The 19,973-nt window shown below is 50.9% G+C and carries 17 protein-coding genes, 1 pseudogene and 1 riboswitch; of the genes and pseudogenes, 11 read left to right on the forward strand and 7 right to left on the reverse strand.

Features of this window, described 5'->3' with window-relative positions:
* Positions 1-126: 126 nt before the first annotated feature.
* Positions 127-1,476, reverse strand: coding sequence for a lysine-sensitive aspartokinase 3 (lysC, locus tag RTW80_RS15280; RefSeq protein ID WP_001290318.1), 1,350 nt, complete (start codon positions 1,474-1,476; stop codon positions 127-129).
* 91 nt (positions 1,477-1,567) lie between these two features.
* Positions 1,568-1,764, reverse strand: a riboswitch (Lysine riboswitch).
* A gap of 236 nt (positions 1,765-2,000) precedes the next feature.
* Between lysC and pgi the strand changes: the two genes are divergently transcribed.
* The 5 genes from pgi (at position 2,001) to RTW80_RS15305 (ending at position 7,993) form a co-directional block, all read left to right on the forward strand.
* On the forward strand, positions 2,001-3,650 hold the full coding sequence (pgi, locus tag RTW80_RS15285; RefSeq protein WP_032247965.1) for a glucose-6-phosphate isomerase: 1,650 nt from the start codon (positions 2,001-2,003) through the stop codon (positions 3,648-3,650).
* 511 nt (positions 3,651-4,161) lie between these two features.
* Complete coding sequence (gene yjbE / locus RTW80_RS15290) at positions 4,162-4,410, forward strand: exopolysaccharide production protein YjbE (RefSeq protein WP_021575443.1); 249 nt, start codon at positions 4,162-4,164, stop codon at positions 4,408-4,410.
* 114 nt (positions 4,411-4,524) lie between these two features.
* Positions 4,525-5,163: a YjbF family lipoprotein gene (locus RTW80_RS15295; RefSeq protein ID WP_001301119.1), complete on the forward strand. Its 639-nt coding sequence runs from the start codon at positions 4,525-4,527 to the stop codon at positions 5,161-5,163.
* Entirely contained in the window at positions 5,160-5,897 is a 738-nt protein-coding gene (locus RTW80_RS15300; RefSeq protein ID WP_000595505.1) for a capsule biosynthesis GfcC family protein, read from the forward strand. Before RTW80_RS15295 ends, RTW80_RS15300 begins: the two co-directional genes overlap by 4 nt.
* Entirely contained in the window at positions 5,897-7,993 is a 2,097-nt protein-coding gene (locus RTW80_RS15305) for a YjbH domain-containing protein (protein WP_000745711.1), read from the forward strand. Before RTW80_RS15300 ends, RTW80_RS15305 begins: the two co-directional genes overlap by 1 nt.
* A 46-nt stretch (positions 7,994-8,039) precedes the next feature.
* On the opposite strand, the gene RTW80_RS15310 is transcribed toward RTW80_RS15305, so the two are convergent.
* Positions 8,040-8,318 (reverse strand): periplasmic protein, encoded by a 279-nt coding sequence (locus RTW80_RS15310; protein ID WP_001295279.1) that lies wholly within the window; start codon positions 8,316-8,318, stop codon positions 8,040-8,042.
* Here RTW80_RS15310 and RTW80_RS15315 point away from each other — a divergent pair, their 5' ends adjacent.
* Positions 8,319-8,462 (forward strand): hypothetical protein, encoded by a 144-nt coding sequence (locus RTW80_RS15315; protein ID WP_000487766.1) that lies wholly within the window; start codon positions 8,319-8,321, stop codon positions 8,460-8,462.
* Positions 8,463-8,587: 125 nt separating this feature from the next.
* Positions 8,588-8,998 (forward strand): phosphate-starvation-inducible protein PsiE, encoded by a 411-nt coding sequence (gene psiE / locus RTW80_RS15320; protein WP_000202902.1) that lies wholly within the window; start codon positions 8,588-8,590, stop codon positions 8,996-8,998.
* 43 nt (positions 8,999-9,041) lie between these two features.
* Here the strand turns inward: psiE and xylE are convergent, their stop codons facing one another.
* The 4 genes from xylE to malE form a co-directional block, all read right to left on the reverse strand.
* A complete protein-coding gene (gene xylE, locus RTW80_RS15325) occupies positions 9,042-10,517 on the reverse strand; it encodes a D-xylose transporter XylE (protein ID WP_001097274.1) in 1,476 nt (491 codons plus the stop codon).
* 371 nt (positions 10,518-10,888) lie between these two features.
* The gene (gene malG / locus RTW80_RS15330) at positions 10,889-11,779 is read right to left on the reverse strand and encodes a maltose ABC transporter permease MalG (protein ID WP_001252058.1); all 891 of its coding nucleotides are present in this window, start codon (positions 11,777-11,779) and stop codon (positions 10,889-10,891) included.
* A 14-nt stretch (positions 11,780-11,793) separates the two neighbouring features.
* The gene (malF, locus tag RTW80_RS15335; protein ID WP_001297290.1) at positions 11,794-13,338 is read right to left on the reverse strand and encodes a maltose ABC transporter permease MalF; all 1,545 of its coding nucleotides are present in this window, start codon (positions 13,336-13,338) and stop codon (positions 11,794-11,796) included.
* Between the two features lie 153 nt (positions 13,339-13,491).
* Positions 13,492-14,682, reverse strand: coding sequence for a maltose/maltodextrin ABC transporter substrate-binding protein MalE (malE, locus tag RTW80_RS15340; protein ID WP_000695387.1), 1,191 nt, complete (start codon positions 14,680-14,682; stop codon positions 13,492-13,494).
* Positions 14,683-15,046: 364 nt separating this feature from the next.
* Here malE and malK point away from each other — a divergent pair, with 364 nt between their 5' ends.
* The 4 genes and pseudogenes from malK to RTW80_RS15360 all read left to right on the forward strand — a co-directional run.
* Positions 15,047-16,162, forward strand: a complete 1,116-nt coding sequence (gene malK / locus RTW80_RS15345) for a maltose/maltodextrin ABC transporter ATP-binding protein MalK (RefSeq protein ID WP_000179165.1) — start codon at positions 15,047-15,049, stop codon at positions 16,160-16,162.
* Positions 16,163-16,233: 71 nt separating this feature from the next.
* A complete protein-coding gene (gene lamB / locus RTW80_RS15350; RefSeq protein WP_000973658.1) occupies positions 16,234-17,574 on the forward strand; it encodes a maltoporin LamB in 1,341 nt (446 codons plus the stop codon).
* 242 nt (positions 17,575-17,816) lie between these two features.
* The gene (malM, locus tag RTW80_RS15355; protein WP_000783444.1) at positions 17,817-18,737 is read left to right on the forward strand and encodes a maltose operon protein MalM; all 921 of its coding nucleotides are present in this window, start codon (positions 17,817-17,819) and stop codon (positions 18,735-18,737) included.
* Between the two features lie 228 nt (positions 18,738-18,965).
* Positions 18,966-19,898 (forward strand): annotated as a pseudogene (locus RTW80_RS15360) (SopA family protein); the annotation flags it as partial.
* 14 nt (positions 19,899-19,912) lie between these two features.
* Here RTW80_RS15360 and RTW80_RS31405 read toward each other — a convergent pair.
* Complete coding sequence (locus tag RTW80_RS31405; protein WP_003032489.1) at positions 19,913-19,969, reverse strand: IS1 family transposase; 57 nt, start codon at positions 19,967-19,969, stop codon at positions 19,913-19,915.
* Between the last annotated feature and the right edge of the window lie 4 nt (positions 19,970-19,973).

The following is a 19,973-nucleotide window of genomic DNA, read 5'->3' on the forward strand; positions in this document are numbered from 1 at the left end:
AAAAAATTAAAGGCAATTATTCTCCGATAAAGACGCTGGTTAACAGAGTACAGGCTCGTTTATTGATGAGCATAGTGACAAGAAAATCAATACGGCCCGAAATATAGCTTCCAGGCCATACAGTATTTACTCAAACAAATTACTATGCAGTTTTTGCACCACCTGCTCGGCATCTTCGCCGGGCACCAGGAAGCACAGGTTATGGCTGGATGCGCCGTAACAAATCATGCGAATGTTGAACGGTTCCAGTACGCCGAATACCTCTTTGCCAACGCCGCAGGCTTTTGACAGGTCATTGCCAATCAACGCGACCAGCGCCAGACCTTCTTCCACTTCCACCCGGCACAGTGCGGAAAGCTCCATCAGCAGAGATTGCGTCAGCAACGTATCGCCAGTGGAGGTTGAACCGGTGGTATCAAGGGTTAATGCCACGCTCACTTCTGACGTGGTGATTAAGTCTACCGAAATATTATGCCGCGCGAGGATGCCGAAAACTTCTGCGAGGAAGCCGCGAGAATGCAGCATATTCAGGCTGTGCAAAGTGAGTAGAGTCTGATTGCGACGAAGCGCCAGCGCGCGGAACAGCGGCGGATTTTCAGTTTTATTGCACACCAGCGTACCACCTGCGCGTGAGTCTTTGCTGGAGCCGACAAAGACCGGGATATCGCTGCGTACTGCGGGGAGCAACGTTGCTGGATGCAGTACTTTTGCACCAAAAGTTGCCATCTCTGCCGCTTCGGCAAACGCGATTTCATCAATGCGTTTTGCTGCGGAAACCACGCGTGGATCGGTGGTGTAGATGCCCGGGACGTCGGTCCAGATATCAACACGAGATGCGTGTAAAGCCTCCGCCAGCAAGGCTGCCGTATAATCGCTGCCTCCACGGCCAAGCGTCGTTGTACGACCTTTATTTTCGCTACCGATAAATCCCTGGGTGATCACTAAGCCGTCATTGAGGCGTGGGAGCAGCTGCAGCGCGGCCAGTTCCGCCAGCGCGGCTACATCTGGCTCTGCACGACCAAATCGGTCGTTGGTACGCATCACTTTACGTACATCAAACCACTGTGCCTGAACATCGCGTTCGCGCAGGATCTCAACAAACAGCAGGGTCGACATCAGCTCGCCGTGGCTGACCAGCTCATCTGTCAGCGCCGGAGACGTTGCCAGCGCCGCCGCTTCTGCCAGAACAGTAATGTTCTCCAGCAGACGTTCAATCTCTTCACGGATAACGTTCGGGTAACGCAGACGTTCCAGAATGGCAAACTGGATGTTGCGAATAGCGTCGAGTTTTTCGAATCGCTCGCCAGGTTCCAGCCCTTCCGCTAAAGCGACCAGCAGATTAGTGATACCAGCAGAAGCCGAGAGGACTACTAAACGCACGTTGGCATCAGAAAGCACAATATCAGCGCTGCGGTTCATGGCGTCAAAATCAGCTACGCTGGTACCGCCAAATTTGGAGACAACAATTTCAGACATAACTACCTCGTGTCAGGGGATCCATTTTCAGCCTTGGCACAAGGGAAGAGCGGAAGACGGGTGGGCGCAGAGCGATACTTCGCTACTATTTTCACCCAGAAGTGCTCCACCACTTGCGAAACGCCCGACTGCGAACGCTTCTGGTGACAACCCAGGGGATTCAGCCCCTGTAGCCGATGATGAACGTGGCCAGCCGTTCAATCACCTCGGCGATGCACCCCCTCAGGTGTTATCACAGGACTGGCTCCTCCAACACCGTTACTTGGGCAACGCGCCTCTTCTGGCCTGCGCTAGCGCAGGTAGTACATTTATAAATAAAGGGTGAGCGGGGCGGTTGTCAACGACGGGGTCATGCGGATTTTTCATCCACTCCTGGCGGTCAGTAGTTCAGCTAATAAATGCTTCACTGCGCTAAGGGTTTACACTCAACATTACGCTAACGGCACTAAAACCATCACATTTTTCTGTGACTGGCGCTACAATCTTCCAAAGTCACAATTCTCAAAATCAGAAGAGTATTGCTAATGAAAAACATCAATCCAACGCAGACCGCTGCCTGGCAGGCACTACAGAAACACTTCGATGAAATGAAAGACGTTACGATCGCCGATCTTTTTGCTAAAGACGGCGATCGTTTTTCTAAGTTCTCCGCAACATTCGACGATCAGATGCTGGTGGATTACTCCAAAAACCGCATCACTGAAGAGACGCTGGCGAAATTACAGGATCTGGCGAAAGAGTGCGATCTGGCGGGCGCGATTAAGTCGATGTTCTCTGGCGAGAAGATCAACCGCACTGAAAACCGCGCCGTGCTGCACGTAGCGCTGCGTAACCGTAGCAATACCCCGATTCTGGTTGATGGCAAAGATGTTATGCCAGAAGTCAACGCGGTGCTGGAGAAGATGAAAACCTTCTCGGAAGCGATTATCTCCGGTGAGTGGAAGGGTTATACCGGCAAAGCAATCACTGACGTAGTGAACATCGGGATCGGCGGTTCTGACCTCGGCCCGTACATGGTGACCGAAGCACTGCGTCCGTACAAAAATCACCTGAACATGCACTTTGTTTCTAACGTCGATGGGACTCACATCGCGGAAGTGCTGAAAAAAGTAAACCCGGAAACCACGCTGTTCCTGGTAGCATCTAAAACCTTCACCACTCAGGAAACCATGACCAACGCCCATAGTGCGCGTGACTGGTTCCTGAAAGCGGCTGGTGATGAAAAACACGTTGCGAAACACTTTGCGGCGCTTTCCACCAATGCCAAAGCCGTTGGCGAGTTTGGTATTGATACTGCCAACATGTTCGAGTTCTGGGACTGGGTTGGCGGCCGTTACTCTTTGTGGTCAGCGATTGGCCTGTCGATTGTTCTCTCCATCGGCTTTGATAATTTTGTTGAACTGCTTTCTGGCGCACACGCGATGGACAAGCATTTCTCCGCCACGCCTGCCGAGAAAAACCTGCCTGTCCTGCTGGCGCTGATTGGCATCTGGTACAACAATTTCTTTGGTGCGGAAACTGAAGCGATTCTGCCGTATGACCAGTATATGCACCGTTTTGCGGCGTACTTCCAGCAGGGCAATATGGAGTCCAACGGTAAGTATGTTGACCGTAACGGTAACGTTGTGGATTACCAGACTGGCCCGATTATCTGGGGTGAACCAGGCACTAACGGTCAGCACGCGTTCTACCAGCTGATCCACCAGGGAACCAAAATGGTACCGTGCGATTTCATCGCTCCGGCTATCACCCATAACCCGCTCTCTGATCATCACCAGAAACTGCTGTCTAACTTCTTTGCTCAGACCGAAGCGCTGGCGTTTGGTAAATCCCGCGAAGTGGTTGAGCAGGAATATCGTGATCAGGGTAAAGATCCGGCAACGCTTGACTACGTGGTGCCGTTCAAAGTGTTCGAAGGTAACCGCCCGACCAACTCCATCCTGCTGCGTGAAATCACTCCGTTCAGCCTGGGGGCGTTGATTGCGCTGTATGAGCACAAAATCTTTACTCAGGGCGTGATCCTGAACATCTTCACCTTCGACCAGTGGGGCGTGGAACTGGGTAAACAACTGGCGAACCGTATTCTGCCAGAGCTGAAAGATGATAAAGAAATCAGCAGCCACGATAGCTCGACCAATGGTCTGATTAACCGCTATAAAGCGTGGCGCGGTTAATCATCGTTCATGCCTGATGCCGCTATGTAGGCCGGATAAGGCGTTCACGCCGCATCCGGCAACCGATGCCTGATGCGACGCGGTCGCGTCTTATCAGGCCTACAGGTCGATGCCGATATGTACATCGTATTCGGCAATTAATACATAGCACGATTGATTAAATAACCTTAATAACAATGCCGACGTTATGTCGGCATTTTTTTATCAGATAAATCCCCTTGTCTGTGATTTAACGGAAATCATACCGTGAGGTTAATCCTAAAATAGATTTTTAATCGTTGTTTATTTCGGAAAATACGCAGATTAATTACTTTTGTTTTTATTTTAAGTTTATGATTTTTATTGTTATTTAAATATAAGTTGAAACTTATATTTGATATTCATTCCAATTATCCTAAAACACCATCGCTAATTCCCCGCGCCGTAATTCGCATGCTTTAGTTGTGTATACTCGATCCCGCCCGAAATGTTTTTGGGTAAATCTCCATTCATTCAATGAAGGGAAATTGTTATGAAAAAAGTTCTGTATGGCATTTTTGCCATATCTGCGCTTGCGGCGACTTCTGCGTGGGCTGCACCTGTACAGGTGGGCGAAGCGGCAGGGTCGGCAGCAACGTCGGTTTCGGCGGGGAGTTCCTCCGCGACCAGCGTCAGCACCGTAAGCTCGGCGGTGGGTGTCGCGCTCGCGGCAACCGGTGGCGGTGATGGTTCTAATACCGGGACCACCACAACCACAACCACAACCACCAGTACCCAGTAATAAAGTATGTATCCCCAAAATAATTCGAGTCATCGCATCTGTGGCTTGAAATATGAAGGGGATTAACCATAACCACACTCCGGTGTGGTTATTCTGCCCCTCTGGAGAAGAGTCGTGAAGCGACCTGCACTCATTCTTATCTGCCTGTTATTACAGGCCTGTTCAGCCACGACTAAAGAGCTGGGCAATTCACTGTGGGACAGTCTGTTCGGCACGCCAGGCGTACAGCTGACGGACGATGATATTCAAAATATGCCCTACGCCAGCCAGTACATGCAGCTTAATGGCGGGCCGCAATTGTTTGTGGTGCTGGCCTTCGCTGAAGACGGACAACAAAAATGGGTCACTCAGGATCAAGCCACTCTCGTCACACAACATGGTCGTCTGGTGAAGACTTTGCTTGGCGGCGACAACCTGATTGAAGTGAATAACCTTGCCGCCGACCCGCTGATTAAACCCGCACAAATCATTGATGGTGCAACCTGGACGCGCACGATGGGCTGGACCGAGTATAAGCAGGTACGCTACGCCACCGCACGATCAGTCTTCAAATGGAATGGTACCGATACCGTCAAAGTCGGCAGCGATGAAACCCCGGTTCGCGTGCTGGACGAAGAAGTCTCCACCGACCAGGCGCGCTGGCATAACCGCTATTGGATCGACAGCGTAGGGCAAATTCGCCAGTCGGAACAGTATCTCGGCGCGGATTATTTCCCGGTGAAAACCACTCTCATCAAGGCGGCAAAACAATGATTAAACAAACTTTTGTCGCGTTGCTTTTGAGTGTGGGAGCGTCATCGGTCTTCGCGGCAGGAACCGTCAAGGTGTTCAGCAATGGCAGCAGTGAGGCCAAAACGCTAACGGGCGCAGAGCATTTAATCGATCTGGTAGGCCAACCGCGGCTGGCAAACAGCTGGTGGCCCGGTGCGGTGATTAGCGAAGAGCTGGCAACGGCGGCAGCATTGCGGCAGCAGCAGGCGTTGCTGACACGGCTGGCAGAACTGGCTGCAGATTCCAGCGCCGACGATGCCGCCGCGATTAACGCCTTACGCCAGCAAATTCAGGCGTTGAAAGTGACGGGCAGGCAAAAAATCAATCTTGATCCTGATATCGTCCGCGTTGCCGAACGCGGTAACCCACCGTTGCAGGGCAACTACACGCTGTGGGTCGGGCCACCACCGTCCACGGTCACGCTGTTCGGGCTTATCAGCCGTCCTGGCAAGCAGCCATTCACTCCAGGTCGCGACGTGGCGAGCTATCTCTCCGGGCAGAACCTGCTTAGCGGTGCGGATCGCAGCTACGCGTGGGTGGTTTACCCGGACGGACGCACGCAAAAAGCGCCGGTGGCTTACTGGAACAAGCGTCACGTAGAGCCGATGCCCGGCAGCATTATTTATGTTGGCCTCGCGGACTCCGTCTGGAGTGAGACGCCTGATGCCCTTAACGCCGACATTCTTCAGACTCTGACGCAGCGGATACCCCAATAATGAAAAAAAGACATCTGCTTAGCTTACTGGCGCTGGGCATTAGCATGGCTTGCTACGGCGAAACATATCCTGCGCCCATTGGCCCGTCGCAGTCGGATTTCGGTGGCGTAGGATTATTACAAACGCCCACCGCACGCATGGCGCGGGAAGGGGAGTTGAGCCTGAACTATCGCGATAACGATCAGTACCGTTATTACTCAGCTTCAGTGCAACTCTTCCCGTGGCTGGAAACAACGCTGCGCTACACCGACGTGCGCACCCGGCAGTACAGCAGCGTCGAAGCGTTCTCTGGCGATCAAACGTATAAAGATAAAGCCTTCGATCTCAAACTGCGTTTGTGGGAAGAGAGTTACTGGCTGCCGCAAGTGGCGGTTGGTGCGCGGGATATCGGCGGTACGGGGCTGTTTGATGCGGAATATCTTGTTGCCAGCAAAGCCTGGGGGCCGTTCGATTTTACGCTCGGCCTGGGCTGGGGATATTTGGGCACCAGCGGTAATGTGAAAAATCCGCTCTGTTCAGCCAGTGATAAATATTGCTATCGCGATAACAGCTACAAACAGGCGGGATCTATCGACGGTAGCCAGATGTTCCACGGTCCTGCCTCACTGTTTGGCGGCGTGGAATACCAGACGCCCTGGCAACCGCTGCGCCTGAAACTGGAGTATGAAGGCAATAATTATCAGCAGGATTTTGCCGGGAAGCTGGAGCAAAAAAGTAAGTTTAACGTCGGTGCGATTTATCGCGTTACCGATTGGGCCGACGTTAACCTTAGCTATGAACGTGGCAACACCTTTATGTTTGGCGTTACGTTGCGCACCAACTTTAACGATCTGCGCCCGTCTTACAACGATAACGCCCGCCCGCAATATCAACCGCAGCCGCAGGATGCCATTTTGCAGCATTCGGTGGTGGCGAATCAGTTAACGCTGTTGAAATACAATGCTGGACTTGCCGATCCACAGATCCAGGCGAAAGGCGATACGCTGTATGTTACCGGCGAGCAGGTGAAATATCGTGATTCGCGCGAAGGGATCATCCGTGCGAATCGGATCGTGATGAACGATCTGCCGGATGGGATCAAAACGATCCGCATTACGGAAAATCGCCTTAACATGCCGCAGGTGACGACGGAAACCGATGTCGCCAGCCTGAAAAATCATCTCGCCGGAGAGCCGTTGGGCCACGAAACGACGCTGGCGCAAAAACGCGTCGAGCCAGTGGTTCCGCAGTCCACCGAGCAGGGCTGGTATATCGACAAATCACGCTTTGATTTCCATATCGATCCGGTGCTGAACCAGTCGGTCGGTGGCCCGGAAAACTTTTACATGTATCAGCTGGGCGTGATGGGAACGGCAGATTTGTGGCTGACGGACCATCTGCTGACCACCGGCAGCCTGTTTGCAAATCTTGCCAACAACTACGACAAGTTTAACTACACTAATCCTCCGCAGGACTCGCACTTACCGCGCGTGCGTACCCATGTGCGCGAGTATGTGCAGAACGATGTCTATGTGAATAACCTGCAAGCCAACTACTTCCAGCATCTGGGCAACGGCTTCTACGGTCAGGTCTACGGTGGTTATCTCGAAACCATGTTTGGCGGTGCGGGGGCAGAAGTGTTGTATCGCCCGCTGGACAGCAACTGGGCGTTTGGTCTGGATGCCAACTACGTTAAACAGCGCGACTGGCGTAGTGCAAAAGATATGATGAAATTCACCGACTACAGCGTGAAAACCGGACATTTGACCGCCTACTGGACGCCATCTTTCGCTCAGGATGTGTTAGTTAAAGCCAGCGTCGGGCAGTATCTGGCAGGGGATAAAGGCGGCACGCTGGAGATCGCCAAACGCTTTGATAGCGGCGTGGTGGTGGGTGGCTATGCCACGATCACTAATGTTTCGAAAGAGGAGTACGGCGAAGGGGACTTCACCAAAGGCGTGTATGTCTCGGTACCGTTGGATCTCTTCTCGTCTGGCCCGACACGCAGCCGTGCGGCGATTGGCTGGACGCCGCTGACGCGTGACGGTGGTCAGCAACTTGGGCGTAAGTTCCAGTTGTATGACATGACCAGCGACCGTAGCGTCAATTTCCGCTAAGTCATGGGAAAGGTGCCAGTTTTCGCACTCACTGGCACCTTCATTCTTAATGGCCTGTCGAGCCATCAGGAACGCAGTTCACTCCCGGTTTGCGATCTGGTGTGTAAAGGCGAAAACATTCTGTCTTCCTGTCCGTCGATATCGGTTGCAGGTCTGGTTGCCTGAGCGACTGGGCCATCATTGGGCTGGAGACATTGCTTTGCGGTAGGTCGGCTTTATCAGCAGTACCGAGCGGACCAGCATAAGCAGGAAGAACAGAGACTGATAACATCAAAGCAGCAAAATAAGGCTTCATTTTTACCACCTTTATCAGGTTACGTTTCATTTGTTCCAGAGGAACATTGTCGATTTTTCGCGCATTGCTGGTGGCTGGGAATCACCTGAATGGGTGATTTTTGAATTACCGGCTTTGGTGCGGTTTGTCTTGCCGGATGCGCCGCCAGGCGCGGCTTATCCGGCCTACGGGTAGGTATATCCGGCTTTGGTGGAGGCGCGCTCCAAATCCAGGTTGAACAAAACATACACAAAAAATATAGATCTCCGTCACATTTTTGCGTTATATAGGAAGCTCGCCACTGTGAAGGAGGTACTGCTATGACGTCACTCTCTCGTCCGCGCGTGGAGTTTATCTCCACCATTTTGCAGACCGTACTCAATCTTGGCCTGCTGTGCCTCGGCCTGATTTTGGTTGTCTTCCTCGGCAAAGAAACGGTGCATCTGGCTGATGTGCTGTTCGCGCCAGAACAAACCAGCAAATATGAGCTGGTAGAAGGACTGGTGGTTTACTTTCTCTATTTCGAATTTATCGCGCTGATTGTGAAGTACTTTCAGTCCGGTTTTCACTTCCCGCTACGTTACTTTGTCTATATTGGGATCACCGCCATTGTGCGCTTGATCATCGTCGATCATAAATCGCCACTGGATGTGTTGATCTACTCGGCTGCGATCCTGTTACTGGTGATCACCCTGTGGCTGTGTAATTCGAAACGGCTGAAGCGGGAGTAAAAAGTCAGCACGCCGAAATGGCGCGGCGTGCTGGACAGGAAGATTACAGCGTAGCAGTTTGTTGTGTTTTCTTCGTTTCCGGTTCCCAGAGCGCTTCCAGCTCCTCAAGGGTTTTACCTTTGGTTTCCGGGACAAATTTCCACATAAACAGTGCTGCCAGAACGCCCATACAACCGTAAATCCAGTAGGAGAAACCGTTGTGGAAATGGGCCACCAGCCAGGAGTTTTTGTCCATCATCGGGAAGGTCCAGGAGACGAAGTAGTTCGCCAGCCACTGGGCCGCCACCGCGATTGCCAGCGCTTTACCACGAATAGCATTCGGGAAGATTTCCGACAGCAGTACCCAGCATACCGGACCCCAGGACATGGCAAAGGCGGCAACATAGAACAGCATCGACAGTAGCGCCACAATACCCGGTGCCTGAGTGTAAAACGCGGTACCGAGGCTAAACATACCGATTGCCATTCCGAGTGCGCCGATAATTTGCAGTGGCTTACGACCAAATTTATCCACCGTCATAATTGCCAGAACGGTGAAGGTGAGGTTGATAACTCCGACAATAATGGTCTGCAACAGCGCGATATCCGTGCTGGCCCCCAGCGTTTTGAACACTTCCGGCGCGTAGTACAGCACCACATTGATGCCGACAAATTGCTGGAAGATGGAGAGCATTACGCCGATTACAATCACGCCCACGCCAAACATCAGCAGACGACCACCGGTTTTGCGGCCATGATCCAGGGAGTGTTTAATTTCCTGTACTGCCTGAGTTGCAAGCGTGTTGCCCATAATTTTGCGCAGGATACCTTCCGCCTGTTCTTGCTTGCCGCGCGACATCAGCCAGCGAGGACTTTCTGGCACGGTATACAGCAGCATTAAGAACAGCAGTGCAGGGATACATTCCGAGGCAAACATATAACGCCAGCCGTCAGTATTCAGCCAGCTGGCATCACCGGAACGGGCAATAAAATAGTTTACGCAGTAAACTAAAAGTTGCCCGAAAATAATCGCAAACTGGTTAAAAGAGACCAGTTTCCCGCGAATATGAGCTGGAGCCAGTTCCGCAATATACATTGGCGAGAGCATTGAGGCTAAACCAACGCCAATACCGCCAATAATGCGATAAATAACAAATTCCGGGACATAACCTGCCAGATAAACAGGCACTGTGTTGTCCGGGTTTATAGAGGTAAAACCAAGTTCTGGCCAGGCAGAACCTACACCAGAAATAAAAAACAGGACAGCAGCAATCTTAAGTGAATCACGACGACCGAAGCGGTTACTGCAATAACCACCGAGGGCACCGCCGATGATGCAACCAATCAGAGCGCTGGCCACGCAAAACCCTAACAGGGAGTTGGCAGCGGATTCACTTAAGTTTTGTGGAGCAACAAAGACGGTATTGAGTGACTCAACAGTACCGGAAATAACGGCGGTGTCGTAGCCAAATAATAAACCACCTAATGTAGCGACTAAGGTAATCGAAAATATATAACTGGAATTATACTGGGTATTCATTCAGACCTGCCTTAGACCATTCTGATCTTTTATCAGTGCATTGATGTTGGAATTGTCAGGCAGTTAAGGCAATTATCATTTTTTACAATGCGTTTACGTAATGTCTTTTCTGTGATCTTAATTGTGATAATTATCCAAAATTGATAAAAACAATACTATTGCCGTGACTCAGAGCACGAAAGAGAATTATCGTAAGTGGGAAAACAAATAACGTAAAAATAATAATCTCTATGATGGAAATATTAACCGGCGAACGATTCAGATTGCAGACGAAAGAAAAAAAGGCGCTCCGTGGAGCGCCGAATAACAGTCACAAGTTGGGATAACGTAAGTTGAGGGTGCAGCGGCATAACATTGGCAGAACAACATCTTTAACCTTTCACACCACCTGCCGTCAGGCCGTTGACCAGCCAGCGTTGAGCCAGCAAGAAGACGATGGTGATCGGTAATGCAGACATCACGGCAGCGGCGGCAAAGTCACCCCACAGGTAGTTTTGCGGGTTGAGGTATTGCTGCATCCCCACGGCCAGGGTGTAGCTGTTTACGTCACGCAGTAACAGCGACGCGACCGGAACTTCAGTAATGGCAGCGATAAACGACAGGATGAATACCACCGCCAGAATCGGTACTGACAGCGGCAACAGGACAAGGCGGAAGGCCTGCCACGGTGTCGCACCATCCAGCGCAGCAGCTTCTTCCAGCGAACTGTCGATGGTTTCGAAATAGCCTTTGATGGTCCAGACATGCAGCGCAATCCCACCCAGATACGCGAAAATTACGCCGCCGTGAGTATTCAGGCCAATGAATGGAATGTACTCACCCAGACGATCAAACAACGCATACAACGCGACCAGTGAAAGTACTGCCGGGAACATCTGGAAAATCAGCATTCCTTTCAGCAGCGTCGCTTTGCCTGGAAAGCGCATACGGGCGAAAGCGTAGGCGCAGGTGGTGGAGAGCGCCACAATGCCAATCGCGGAAATCCCGGCGACCTTTACCGAGTTCCACAGCCACAGCAGTACCGGGAATGGCGGTGGCGTAATGCGACCATCAGCCTGTTCAACGCTAAAACCTAACGCCAGTTTCCAGTGATCCCAGGAGATTTGCTCCGGGATCAGGCTGCCGGTCGCAAAGTTTCCCTGACGCAGCGAGATAGCGACGACCATCAGCAGCGGGAACATAATCGCTGCGATAAAAAGTAGCAGTAGCAGGTGAGTAATAAATAAACGAGCTTTTTGCGATTTCGGTTGGACCATTGCCATTTTTGTTATCTCCCTTAATCAAACTTCATTCGCGTGGCTTTCAGGTTCACTATCGCCAGCGCACCCACCAGCAGGAAGATCAGCGTGGCAATTGCTGCCGCCAGACCGAAGTCCTGACCCCCGCCGCCTTCAAAAGCGATGCGGTAGGTGTAGTTAACAAGCAGGTCGGTATAACCGGCTGGCGTGGTCGTGCCAAGACGATCCGGGCCGCCGTTGGTTAACAGTTGAATCAGCACGAAGTTGTTAAAGTTAAAGGCGAAGCTGGCGATCATCAGCGGCGTCAGCGGTTTAATCAGCAGCGGCAGCGTAATCTTAAAGAAGTTCTGGAACGGACCTGCGCCATCCATTGCTGAGGCTTCATACAAATCGTCCGGAATCGCTTTCAGCAAGCCCATGCAGAGGATCATCATGTACGGATAACCCAGCCAGGTATTGACGATAATTAGCATCGTGCGGGCGGTGGTCGGATCGCTGAACCAGGCGGGCTTCACGCCAAACAGCGCGCTCAACATCATGTTGATTTCACCGAAGCTCTGGTTAAACAACCCTTTGAAAATCAAGATTGAAATGAACGATGGCACCGCGTAGGGCAGAATCAGCAGGACGCGATAGACCGCTTTGCCGCGCAACGCTTCCCACTGCACCAGACACGCCAGAACCATGCCGACCGCCACCGTTAAAAAGACAGTGATCAGCGAGAACACCACGGTCCAGACGAAAATGGCGAGGAACGGTTTCTGAATGCCTTCGTCGGTAAAGACGCGGGTAAAGTTTTTCCAGCCGGTGGTCACGGTGTAACCGGGGCTTAGCTTTTCATCACCCCAGTTGCCGTCGGCGGTAATGGACTGGTAAAAGCCAATTTGGTTATTCGGACGATATTTCACGCCGCTCTGATTATTCGTCAACGTGCCGTCACCGTCGAGTGTGTAGAGCGGCTGCGTGCCAGAAAACTGGCGCAGGGAGCTCATCATCACTTTGTTGCCATCCGGCAGAATGGCGGTAATGTCACTCAGCGCCTGACGATTCTGGGTAATCACGCGCAGATTCGCGCGTTCGCCTTCGGGCTGGGCGGTCGTTTCTTTCAGTTGCAGCTTTTGCTCGCCGCCAAATTTAAAAGCGTCGGAGAGGTAATTTTTGCCGGTTTCGCCGTCGCTGAGCGCCAGTTGCCACTCATCGCCCGCCGGGTAAAGACCAAAGTTATAGGTTTTGCCTGCTTGCCAGGAGCGATCTAACAACACTTCCTGCGCACGTTCAAAAGTCAGCTGGTTAGTGCTGCTGTAGTTGGTGAAGGCAATGGCGATGGTGCAGACCAGAGGGAAGAGGACGAATAATCCCATTCCAGCCATTCCCGGGTAAACATAGCGCCAGGCGTAGGCTTTACGATTGGCGAAAATATACAGCCCCGCTGAACTCAATATCAGCGTGGTAATGGCGAACAGGTATTCCCCTTGTGCGTACATTAAAACAACAAGGTAACCCACCAGCAGGCCGAGCAGACCTAGCACTGACCATTTCAGCGCGTCGCTTTGCCACCAATGTTTCTTTTTAATGACATCCATGGGGTTCTTCCTCATTCCAGGACGGATAAGGCTTTCACGCCTTATCCGACAACAACTGCCTGATGCGACGCTGACGCGTCTTATCAGGCCTACATACGTTTCGGTTTTGTAGGCCGGACAAGGCGTTCACGCCGCATCCGGCATTTCACAGCATTACTTGGTGATACGAGTCTGCGCGTCTTTCAGGGCTTCATCGACAGTCTGACGACCGCTGGCGGCGTTGATCACCGCAGTACGCACGGCATACCAGAAAGCGGACATCTGCGGGATGTTCGGCATGATTTCACCTTTCTGGGCGTTTTCCATGGTGGCGGCAATACGTGGATCTTTCGCCAACTCTTCCTCGTAAGACTTCAGCGCTACGGCACCCAGCGGTTTGTCTTTATTAACCGCTTCCAGACCTTCATCAGTCAGCAGATAGTTTTCGAGGAACTCTTTCGCCAGCTCTTTGTTCGGACTGGCGGCGTTAATACCTGCGCTCAGCACGCCAACGAACGGTTTGGATGGTTGACCCTTGAAGGTCGGCAGTACCGTTACACCATAATTCACTTTGCTGGTGTCGATGTTGGACCATGCCCACGGGCCGTTGATGGTCATCGCTGTTTCGCCTTTATTAAAGGCAGCTTCTGCGATGGAGTAATCGGTGTCTGCATTCATGTGTTTGTTTTTAATCAGGTCAACCAGGAAGGTCAGACCCGCTTTCGCGCCAGCGTTATCCACGCCCACGTCTTTAATGTCGTACTTGCCGTTTTCATACTTGAACGCATAACCCCCGTCAGCAGCAATCAGCGGCCAGGTGAAGTACGGTTCTTGCAGGTTGAACATCAGCGCGCTCTTACCTTTCGCTTTCAGTTCTTTATCCAGCGCCGGGATCTCTTCCCAGGTTTTTGGCGGGTTCGGCAGCAGATCTTTGTTATAAATCAGCGATAACGCTTCAACAGCGATCGGGTAAGCAATCAGCTTGCCGTTGTAACGTACGGCATCCCAGGTAAACGGATACAGCTTGTCCTGGAACGCTTTGTCCGGGGTGATTTCAGCCAACAGGCCAGATTGAGCGTAGCCACCAAAGCGGTCGTGTGCCCAGAAGATAATGTCAGGGCCATCGCCAGTTGCCGCAACCTGTGGGAATTTCTCTTCCAGTTTATCCGGATGCTCAACGGTGACTTTAATTCCGGTATCTTTCTCGAATTTCTTACCGACTTCAGCGAGACCGTTATAGCCTTTATCGCCGTTAATCCAGATTACCAGTTTACCTTCTTCGATTTTGGCGAGAGCCGAGGCGGAAAACATCATCGTCGTTAATGCGGATAATGCGAGGATGCGTGCACCTGTTTTTATTTTCATAATCTATGGTCCTTGTTGGTGAAGTGCTCGTGAAAACACCTAAACGGACTCTAGTTTCTTTATACGGCAACCTCTTTCCATCCTCCTTGCCCCTACGCCCCACCGTCGCTTTGTGTGATCTCTGTTACAGAATTGGCGGTAATGTGGAGATGCGCACATAAAATCGCCACGATTTTTGCAAGCAACATCACGAAATTCCTTACATGACCTCGGTTTAGTTCACAGAAGCCGTATTCTCATCCTCCCGCCTCCTCCCCCATAAAAAAGCCAGGGGGTGGAGGATTTAAGCCATCTCCTGATGACGCATAGTCAGCCCATCATGAATGTTGCTGTCGATGACAGGTTGTTACAAAGGGAGAAGGGCATGGCGAGCGTACAGCTGCAAAATGTAACGAAAGCCTGGGGCGAGGTCGTGGTATCGAAAGATATCAATCTCGATATCCATGAAGGTGAATTCGTGGTGTTTGTCGGACCGTCTGGCTGCGGTAAATCGACTTTACTGCGCATGATTGCCGGGCTTGAGACGATCACCAGCGGCGACCTGTTCATCGGTGAGAAACGGATGAATGACACTCCGCCAGCAGAACGCGGCGTTGGTATGGTGTTTCAGTCTTACGCGCTCTATCCCCACCTGTCAGTAGCAGAAAACATGTCATTTGGCCTGAAACTGGCTGGCGCAAAAAAAGAGGTGATTAACCAACGCGTTAACCAGGTGGCGGAAGTGCTACAACTGGCGCATTTGCTGGATCGCAAACCGAAAGCGCTCTCCGGTGGTCAGCGTCAGCGTGTGGCGATTGGCCGTACGCTGGTGGCCGAGCCAAGCGTATTTTTGCTCGATGAACCGCTCTCCAACCTCGATGCTGCACTGCGTGTGCAAATGCGTATCGAAATCTCCCGTCTGCATAAACGCCTGGGCCGCACAATGATTTACGTCACCCACGATCAGGTCGAAGCGATGACGCTGGCCGACAAAATCGTGGTGCTGGACGCCGGTCGCGTGGCGCAGGTTGGGAAACCGCTGGAGCTGTACCACTATCCGGCAGACCGTTTTGTCGCCGGATTTATCGGTTCGCCAAAGATGAACTTCCTGCCGGTAAAAGTGACCGCCACCGCAATCGATCAAGTGCAGGTGGAGCTGCCGATGCCAAATCGTCAGCAAGTCTGGCTGCCAGTTGAAAGCCGTGATGTCCAGGTTGGAGCCAATATGTCGCTGGGTATTCGCCCGGAACATCTACTGCCGAGTGATATCGCTGACGTCATCCTTGAGGGTGAAGTTCAGGTCGTCGAGCAACTCGGCAACGAAACTCAAATCCATATCCAGATCCCTTCCATTCGTCAAAACCTGGTGTACCGCCAGAACGACGTGGTGTTGGTAGAAGAAGGTGCCACATTCGCTATCGGCCTGCCGCCAGAGCGTTGCCATCTGTTCCGTGAGGATGGCACTGCATGTCGTCGACTGCATAAGGAGCCGGGCGTTTAAGCACCCCACAAAACACACAAAGCCTGTCACAGGTGATGTGAAAAAAGAAAAGCAATGACTCAGGAGATAGAATGATGATTACTCTGCGCAAACTTCCTCTGGCGGTTGCCGTCGCAGCGGGCGTAATGTCTGCTCAGGCAATGGCTGTTGATTTCCACGGCTATGCACGTTCCGGTATTGGTTGGACAGGTAGCGGCGGTGAACAACAGTGTTTCCAGACTACCGGTGCTCAAAGTAAATACCGTCTTGGCAACGAATGTGAAACTTATGCTGAATTAAAATTGGGTCAGGAAGTGTGGAAAGAGGGCGATAAGAGCTTCTATTTCGACACTAACGTGGCCTATTCCGTCGCACAACAGAATGACTGGGAAGCTACCGATCCGGCCTTCCGTGAAGCAAACGTGCAGGGTAAAAACCTGATCGAATGGCTGCCAGGCTCCACCATCTGGGCAGGTAAGCGCTTCTACCAACGTCATGACGTTCATATGATCGACTTCTACTACTGGGATATTTCTGGTCCTGGTGCCGGTCTGGAAAACATCGATGTTGGCTTCGGTAAACTCTCTCTGGCAGCAACCCGCTCCTCTGAAGCTGGTGGTTCTTCCTCTTTTGCCAGCAACAATATTTATGACTATACCAACGAAACCGCGAACGACGTTTTCGATGTGCGTTTAGCGCAGATGGAAATCAACCCGGGCGGCACATTAGAACTGGGTGTCGACTACGGTCGTGCCAACCTGCGTGATAACTATCGTCTGGTTGATGGCGCATCGAAAGACGGCTGGTTATTCACTGCTGAACATACTCAGAGTGTCCTGAAGGGCTTTAACAAGTTTGTTGTTCAGTACGCTACTGACTCGATGACCTCGCAGGGTAAAGGTCTGTCGCAGGGTTCTGGCGTCGCGTTTGATAACGAAAAATTTGCCTACAATATCAACAACAACGGTCACATGCTGCGTATCCTCGACCACGGTGCGATCTCCATGGGCGACAACTGGGACATGATGTACGTGGGTATGTACCAGGATATCAACTGGGATAACGACAACGGCACCAAGTGGTGGACCGTTGGTATTCGCCCGATGTACAAGTGGACGCCAATCATGAGCACCGTGATGGAAATCGGCTACGACAACGTCGAATCCCAGCGCACCGGCGACAAGAACAATCAGTACAAAATTACCCTCGCACAACAATGGCAGGCTGGCGACAGCATCTGGTCACGCCCGGCTATTCGTGTCTTCGCAACCTACGCCAAGTGGGATGAGAAATGGGGTTATGACTACAACGGCGATAGCAAGGTTAACCCGAACTACGGCAAAGCCGTTCCTGCTGATTTCAACGGCGGCAGCTTCGGTCGTGGCGACAGCGACGAGTGGACCTTCGGTGCCCAGATGGAAATCTGGTGGTAATAGCAAAACCTGGGCCGGATAAGGCGTTTACGCCGCATTCGGCAACCAACGCCTGATGCGACGCTTGCGCGTCTTATCAGGCCTACAACGGCTGTCAAATGTAGGCCGGATAAGGCGTTTACGCCGCATCCGGCATAAAAACAGGTTGTCATTATCTGAAAGGGGCGAAAGCCCCTCTGATTATCGGGTTTAGCGCGCTATTGCCTGGCTACCGCTGAGCTCCAGATTTTGAGGTGAAAACAATGAAAATGAATAAAAGTCTCATCGCCCTCTGTTTATCAGCAGGGTTACTGGCAAGCGCGCCTGGAATCAGCCTTGCCGATGTTAACTACGTACCGCAAAACACCAGCGACGCGCCAGCCATTCCATCTGCTGCGTTGCAACAACTCACCTGGACACCGGTCGATCAATCTAAAACCCAGACCACCCAACTGGCGACCGGCGGCCAACAACTGAACGTTCCCGGCATCAGTGGTCCGGTTGCTGCGTACAGCGTCCCGGCAAACATTGGCGAACTGACCCTGACGCTGACCAGCGAAGTGAACAAACAAACCAGCGTTTTTGCGCCGAACGTGCTGATTCTTGATCAGAACATGACCCCATCAGCCTTCTTCCCCAGCAGTTATTTCACCTACCAGGAACCAGGCGTGATGAGTGCAGATCGGCTGGAAGGCGTTATGCGCCTGACACCGGCGTTGGGGCAGCAAAAACTTTATGTTCTGGTCTTTACCACGGAAAAAGATCTCCAGCAGACGACCCAACTGCTCGACCCGGCTAAAGCCTATGCCAAGGGCGTCGGTAACTCGATCCCGGATATCCCCGATCCGGTTGCTCGTCATACCACCGATGGCTTACTGAAACTGAAAGTGAAAACGAACTCCAGCTCCAGCGTGTTGGTAGGACCTTTATTTGGTTCTTCCGCTCCAGCTCCGGTTACGGTAGGTAACACGGCGGCACCAGCTGTGGCTGCACCCGCTCCGGCACCGGTGAAGAAAAGCGAGCCGATGCTCAACGACACGGAAAGTTATTTTAATACCGCGATCAAAAACGCTGTCGCGAAAGGTGATGTTGATAAGGCGTTAAAACTGCTTGATGAAGCTGAACGCCTGGGATCGACATCTGCCCGTTCCACCTTTATCAGCAGTGTAAAAGGCAAGGGGTAATTACGCCCCACAGTGCTGATTTTGCAACAACTGGTGCGTCTCCTGGCGCACCTTTTTTTATGCTTCCTTCCTGGGATATGAGCGATTTTTTATAGTAACTCACTTCTTCTTCACTAAGAATATCCATTATCTCAATGCCTTATCAGAGATTCTTTTCCTTTCGCCGGTAGTGTCTGGACATTCAGGCTACTTTTCCAGGTTATTTTATTTCTGTTATGCAGAGGTTTTATGATAAGTCATATCCTAAATTCTGGCGGCAATAACTCTTTGATGAAACATGATGTGGTGCAAGGAAATAATATAGTAGATCTTGATTTACTACGTAATTTAAATGGGGTGCCAGGTTTAAACATAGATAACTTTATTTATATCAGCAATATTTTTTCAAATATAAAACAACGGAACGAAAAAATCATGCAATAAATATGTTTCGTGAAGTCTCAATCAGTAATGATACTATAAGTGTAAAATTCTACAGAAATGAAAAAAATTGAATGCGCTTGCAATTTTCTGATGGATAAAGATGCGCAGGGGTATATCGGCCTGTCTGATTTGGATTTAACAAGTTGTCATTTTAAAGGTGACGTTATATCGAAGGTGTCTTTTTTATCATCAAATCTACAACATGTAACATTCGAATGTAAAGAAATTGGGGATTGCAATTTTACTACTGCAATAGTTGATAATGTCATATTTAGATGTCGACGTTTACACAATGTGATTTTTATCAAAGCGAGTGGTGAATGTGTCGATTTCAGCAAAAATATTCTTGATACAGTTGACTTCTCGCAGAGTCAACTTGGTCATAGTAATTTTCGCGAATGTCAGATTAGAAATTCAAACTTCGATAATTGTTATCTTTACGCTTCGCACTTCACCAGAGCAGAGTTTCTGTCTGCCAAAGAAATATCATTTATTAAATCGAATTTGACAGCTGTTATGTTTGATTATGTGCGAATGTCGACAGGGAATTTTAAAGATTGCATTACAGAACAATTGGAATTAACTATTGATTATTCAGATATATTTTGGAATGAAGATCTCGATGGTTATATCAATAACATTATAAAAATGATTGATACATTGCCAGATAATGCAATGATATTGAAATCCGTTCTGGCCGTAAAACTGGTGATGCAATTAAAAATACTTAATATTGTGGTAATGACTCCAACTTATTGATAGTGTTTTATGTTCAGATAATGCCCGATGACTTTGTCATGCAGCTCCACCGAT

It is taken from the genome of Escherichia sp. AM3 (assembly GCF_032029835.1).
Classification (GTDB): Bacteria; Pseudomonadota; Gammaproteobacteria; order Enterobacterales; family Enterobacteriaceae; genus Escherichia; species Escherichia coli.

Coding starts and splice junctions, on each gene's coding strand:
- lysC (WP_001290318.1), bottom strand. CDS start 1,476: ATGTCTGAAATTGTTGTCTCCAAATTTGGCGGTACCAGCGTAGCTGAT.
- pgi (WP_032247965.1), top strand. CDS start 2,001: ATGAAAAACATCAATCCAACGCAGACCGCTGCCTGGCAGGCACTACAG.
- yjbE (WP_021575443.1), top strand. CDS start 4,162: ATGAAAAAAGTTCTGTATGGCATTTTTGCCATATCTGCGCTTGCGGCG.
- RTW80_RS15300 (WP_000595505.1), top strand. CDS start 5,160: ATGATTAAACAAACTTTTGTCGCGTTGCTTTTGAGTGTGGGAGCGTCA.
- RTW80_RS15305 (WP_000745711.1), top strand. CDS start 5,897: ATGAAAAAAAGACATCTGCTTAGCTTACTGGCGCTGGGCATTAGCATG.
- RTW80_RS15310 (WP_001295279.1), bottom strand. CDS start 8,318: ATGAAACGTAACCTGATAAAGGTGGTAAAAATGAAGCCTTATTTTGCT.
- psiE (WP_000202902.1), top strand. CDS start 8,588: ATGACGTCACTCTCTCGTCCGCGCGTGGAGTTTATCTCCACCATTTTG.
- xylE (WP_001097274.1), bottom strand. CDS start 10,517: ATGAATACCCAGTATAATTCCAGTTATATATTTTCGATTACCTTAGTC.
- malG (WP_001252058.1), bottom strand. CDS start 11,779: ATGGCAATGGTCCAACCGAAATCGCAAAAAGCTCGTTTATTTATTACT.
- malF (WP_001297290.1), bottom strand. CDS start 13,338: ATGGATGTCATTAAAAAGAAACATTGGTGGCAAAGCGACGCGCTGAAA.
- malE (WP_000695387.1), bottom strand. CDS start 14,682: ATGAAAATAAAAACAGGTGCACGCATCCTCGCATTATCCGCATTAACG.
- malK (WP_000179165.1), top strand. CDS start 15,047: ATGGCGAGCGTACAGCTGCAAAATGTAACGAAAGCCTGGGGCGAGGTC.
- lamB (WP_000973658.1), top strand. CDS start 16,234: ATGATGATTACTCTGCGCAAACTTCCTCTGGCGGTTGCCGTCGCAGCG.
- malM (WP_000783444.1), top strand. CDS start 17,817: ATGAAAATGAATAAAAGTCTCATCGCCCTCTGTTTATCAGCAGGGTTA.